Raw genomic sequence first — 4,867 nt, 5'->3', positions numbered from 1 at the left:
GCGTACGCTAGTGATTCAACATTATTAACAACGGTTGGTTTGTGTTTAAAGCCGTGTTTTGTTGCAGACCAAGTTCTAACTGGCGGTTCTCCGCGTCTTCCTTCTAAAGATTCTATTAAAGCTGATGCTGATCCACAAACATAAGAGCCTGCACCTAATTGAATTGTAATATCAAAGTTAAAACCTTCTTTGTTTAGAATATTTGTACCTAATAAATTGGCATTATAAAAATTTTGAATAAGTAAGTCTAATTCGTGTTTAAAAAATTGATATTCTGCACGTAAATAAATAATTCCTTCTTGAGCTCCTGTAGCATATGCGGCTAAAATCATACCTTCTAGTACTAATCCTGGAAGATGTTGCAATAATGCTCTATCTTTAAATGTTCCTGGTTCACCTTCATCGGCATTGCAAATAATATACTTAGCGCTATCAACATTTTTTTTACAAGATTGCCATTTGTACCCAACTTCAAAAAAAGCTCCGCCACAACCTAAAAGTTTAGATTTTGTTATTTTATCTATAATTTCTTGAGGAGAATATTTTAATCCTTCAACAATGCTTTTTCCCATTGTGTAGGGTTTAAAAATTACAGATTTGTTTTTTGGAATATGTTGAATTGTACTTTTTGTTTTGCTTGCAAAATCTTTTAAGTTTTCTCCGTTTTTAATTTTATCAATAATTAATTTAACTTTTTTAGGTGTTAAATGTGTAAATGGTTGAAAATTAATTAACGCCGCAGGACTTTGATCATTTAAGCCAATACAAGAAGTTTCAAATAATGAAAAATTTTCATTTCCTGGTTCATTAAACGTACAACCTGTTTCTTTTTCAAATGCTATTTTAATAGCATCAAATCCTTTAAATTCAGAAATTATATTATTGCTTAAATAAATTATATTTTTCCCTGTTGGTTTTTTGTGAAAAAAGTGATAAAAAGAAACTACGCTATCTATTTCAACAGTTGAAACATTTAAATTGGTTGCTAATTTAGAAATAGCTTGGTTTGAGATATAGCCAAATTGACGTTGTTGTTCCCAAAGTTTGTTTAATAGATGCGTTCTATCCATTTGAATTTATCTTGAAAATTAGACTACCTAAAGTTACTAATTTATTGGTTGTTAAGCACTATTTTATGGATGTTATATAAGGAATTATTATATATTAATTTATTTAGTTTAAACTTAAAAAGATGCTTAATAAATATTCAATTTTTGCTTTAGTTATTGTTGTTTAATTTTAGTTTGTTGCATTATTTATTTTTTAATTTTATGTATAAATAGGTCTACATAATTGTTTTTACTGAGAATCTTTTATTAGTTGATCATATTCATAAACAGCATGTTGCAAATCAAACTCTACATTACAATTATCGGTACAAGATGTTACTTTTAAATTAAAATAATCTTCAAATTTATCTATGGCCATTTTTAGTGTATTTCCTGAAAATTGTCCTAGTCCACATCTGCTAGATATTTGCATAATATTTACCCATTCTTTAATTTCATTTAAATCTTGAGTAGTACAAATTCCTCTTTTTATTTTTAATATTTTTTGATATAAAATTTGATTTCCTACCCTGCAAGGTGTACAAGCGCCACAAGATTCTATTTTAAAGAATTTGATAAAATTTTCTAATATTTGAATAATGCTTCTAAATTTATTAAAAACCATAACAGAACCTCCGCACAACAAATCTTCTTCACAAATTTTTCTATGAAATTCGGTATTGTTTATACATTCTCCAGAAGGTCCGCTAATTTGTATAAAGTTTGGTGCAGTTGCCTGACATAAATCTAGCAGTTCTTGAACAGTCATTCCCCATTCAATTTCATAAATTCCAGGCTTGGCAATGTCACCAGCAACGCTAAGTATTTTGGTTCCAATACTTTCTTTTGTGCCAATATTTGTAATAAATTTATCGCCTAACTCTATAATTCTAGAAGCCATTGCAAAGGTTTCTACATTATTTACTACCGTTGAGTATTCTAAATAACCTATATCTGTTGGAAAATGATCTCTAATTCTTGGCTCGCCTCTGCAACCTTTTAAAGACTCTATAAGCCCTGTTTCTGCGCCACAAACATAGGCGCCAGCACCAAGCACTACTTTTATTTTAAAATTAAACGTTGGAATTCCTAAAATGTTTTTACCTAAAAAGCCGTTTTTTTGAAATTCAGCAAGTGTACTTTCTATTTTTTTTAATAAATATTTGTATTCAGCTCTTAAATAAATAAATCCATATTTAGCTCCGGTAATGTATGCAGACAAAATCATTCCTTCAATAACAACACCCGGATAATTATTTAATAAAGATTTATCTTTAAAGGTTCCGGGTTCGCCTTCATCGGCATTACAAATTATAAACTTTTTTGCACTCTCTTTTGTTTTACAAGCTTCCCATTTTGTGGCAGTTGAAAAAAAAGCGCCACCACGTCCGTTTAATTGTGTGTTTTTTAATGTTTTTAATAATTTATCGGGTGAAGAGGTTACTATTTTTTTTAAAGAATTTCCCATAGTATATTCTCTAAAAAATATTGTTTTATCTTTTGTAGGTGTATATTGTATTTTACTTGTTGGGTTATCTGCAATGGAGCTTAAATCTACATAGTTTTTAAGGTTTTTTACAAGTAGTTTTACCTTTTCTGGAGTTAAATTAGTAAAAGGATAAAAGTTTATTAAAGCTGCAGGTTCTTGATCACTTAACCCAATACATGAAGTTTCAAATAACGAAAATAAAGGATTGTTGTCGTACACATTAAAAGTACAGCCTGTTTCTTTTTCAAATGCAGCTTTTACACTTTCAAAGCCATTTAATTCTGAAATAATACTATTATTCAGGTAAATAATATACTTACCAGTAGGTTTTCTGTGGAAGAAGTGATAAAAAGAAACCACGCCTTCAATTTCAATTTTTGATACTCGAAGTTTTTGAGCAATTTCGGAAATAGCATTGTCAGGTATGTAACCATACTTATTCTGAAACTCCCAAAGGCGAGATAATAGCCCAGTACGTTTCATAATTAAATAGTTTAGTTACTTTAAATATACAACATAAACAGTTGTTAATCAACTAAATCAAAGGGTTTTTTGTAGGATTGTTTAAATCCAATTAAATGTTTTAATTTGTTGAATATTTTTCATGTTTCATTAAAAAGTATTCAAAATAGTATAATTGGAAATTAGTTTAGAAGAATATGTTTAAGTTTAGAAAAGTTTTTTGTTTTAGGTGGCTTTTATTCAACTTCAAAATTAAAATAAGTAGTTTTAAAAGGTTCCTTATTTAAGGTAAAATGCCACCATTCTTTTGGGTAATTTCTAAAACCATTTTTTATCATAATTTGTTGTAATAACTTTCTGTTATTTAACTGTAATTCTGTAAGATGTGGATAATTCACACCAGATTGTTCACCAAAAAAGTCGTATGGAGAACCCATATCTAAGTCTTTATTTGTTTTCAAATCAACAATAGTTAAGTCAAGCGTACTTCCTCTGCTATGTCCAGATTTTCTTGCAATATAAGAGAGTTTAAAAAGATTACTTTTATGTATGTTTGGGTAATATTCTTGTTTTTTTAAAGTGTCGTTTAAATCAGTTGCCCAAATAGCAAAATAATCTACTGCTTGTTGAGGTCTGTAAGCATCGAATATTTTTAGAGATAAATTCTTTTTTAATAATTGATGCTGCACTTTTTTTAAAGCTAAAGTAGCCTCTTTAGTTAAAATAATAACGTTAGCATTGTAACCTTTAATAGGTTTTCCTACAAAATTGTTTTCAGAAAAATAACGTAATTCTGTTTTTATACTTGGAATTTCTTGTTGAACATAAACAAACCCTTCAGGAAGTTGAGCAAAGTTATTAATACTTATAAAAAGCAGTAAAAAGGGGAGGAATTTTAACTTCATAAAAAAATATATTTATGCTAATTTAAGGATATTTTTTTTCCTTTTCTTAAAATACAATCCCGCAAAGCAAAACAAGTTTAAAATTAACTTTTTGTTACTAACAAGAAGTTGTACCTTTGTAAGCTTAAAAAATTTAAAATGAAACGCGTAATTGTAGGACTTTCTGGAGGAGTTGATAGTAGTGTGGCAGCCTATTTGTTAAAAGAGCAAGGCTATGAAGTAATTGGTTTATTTATGAAAAATTGGCACGATGAATCTGTGACTATTTCTAACGAATGCCCTTGGTTAGAAGATAGTAATGATGCTATGATTGTTGCTGATAAATTAGGAATTCCATTTCAAGTTGTAGATTTAAGTGAGCAATACAAAGAACGTATTGTTGATTATATGTTTAATGAATATGAAAAAGGACGCACTCCAAACCCAGATGTTTTGTGCAATAGAGAAATTAAGTTTGATGTTTTTTTGAAAATTGCATTGGATTTAGGAGCTGATTACGTTGCTACGGGTCATTATTGTAGAAAAGGAGAAGAAATTATTGGAGGTGAACCAGTTTATAAATTGTTAGCCGGGAAAGATGGTAATAAAGATCAATCTTATTTTTTATGTCAACTATCTCAAGAGCAATTATCAAAAGCATTGTTTCCAATAGGCGAATTAACAAAGCCAGAAGTTAGAAAAATAGCAGCTGAGCAAGATTTAATAACAGCCGATAAAAAAGATTCTCAAGGATTATGTTTTATTGGAAAAGTGCGATTACCAGAGTTTTTACAACAAAAACTGCAACCAAAAGAAGGTGTAATTGTTCAAATTCCTGCAGATGCCCAAATTTTTAATAAAGAAATACCTAAATTTCAATCTAAAGAAGAAGAATTAGCTTTTAATGCAAAGAAATTTAAATATAAAATTACCGAAGGAAAAGTTGTAGCAAAACACCAAGGTGCACATTATTTTACCAAAGG

General features: G+C 29.0%; 4 protein-coding genes. 1 reads left to right on the top strand and 3 read right to left on the bottom strand.

The genetic code is table 11. The features are described 5' to 3' along the window. The 3 genes from ABY298_RS14785 to ABY298_RS14775 all read right to left on the bottom strand — a co-directional run. On the bottom strand, positions 1 to 1,070 hold a 1,070-nt coding region (locus tag ABY298_RS14785; RefSeq protein ID WP_372746825.1), incomplete at its 3' end, for an NAD(P)H-dependent oxidoreductase subunit E. A 229-nt stretch (positions 1,071 to 1,299) separates the two neighbouring features. Further along, entirely contained in the window at positions 1,300 to 3,021 is a 1,722-nt protein-coding gene (locus ABY298_RS14780) for an NAD(P)H-dependent oxidoreductase subunit E (protein ID WP_372746824.1), read from the bottom strand. Between the two features lie 215 nt (positions 3,022 to 3,236). Further along, positions 3,237 to 3,905 (bottom strand): M15 family metallopeptidase, encoded by a 669-nt coding sequence (locus ABY298_RS14775; RefSeq protein WP_372746823.1) that lies wholly within the window; start codon positions 3,903 to 3,905, stop codon positions 3,237 to 3,239. A 138-nt stretch (positions 3,906 to 4,043) separates the two neighbouring features. Here ABY298_RS14775 and mnmA point away from each other — a divergent pair. Beyond that, positions 4,044 to 4,867, top strand: an 824-nt coding sequence (gene mnmA / locus ABY298_RS14770) for a tRNA 2-thiouridine(34) synthase MnmA (RefSeq protein ID WP_372746822.1), incomplete at its 3' end; no start/stop codon positions are given.

Origin of the sequence: Lutibacter sp., from assembly GCF_041596795.1 — a bacterium.
GTDB lineage: Bacteria > Bacteroidota > Bacteroidia > Flavobacteriales > Flavobacteriaceae > Lutibacter.
The sequence above is the reverse complement of the archived record's forward strand: the minus strand, read 5'-3'. Positions and strand labels throughout refer to the sequence as shown.

What these genes read in the sequence shown, in the direction of transcription:
- ABY298_RS14780 (WP_372746824.1), bottom strand. Translation starts at nt 3,021, where the DNA reads ATGAAACGTACTGGGCTATTATCTCGCCTTTGGGAGTTTCAGAATAAG.
- ABY298_RS14775 (WP_372746823.1), bottom strand. Translation starts at nt 3,905, where the DNA reads ATGAAGTTAAAATTCCTCCCCTTTTTACTGCTTTTTATAAGTATTAAT.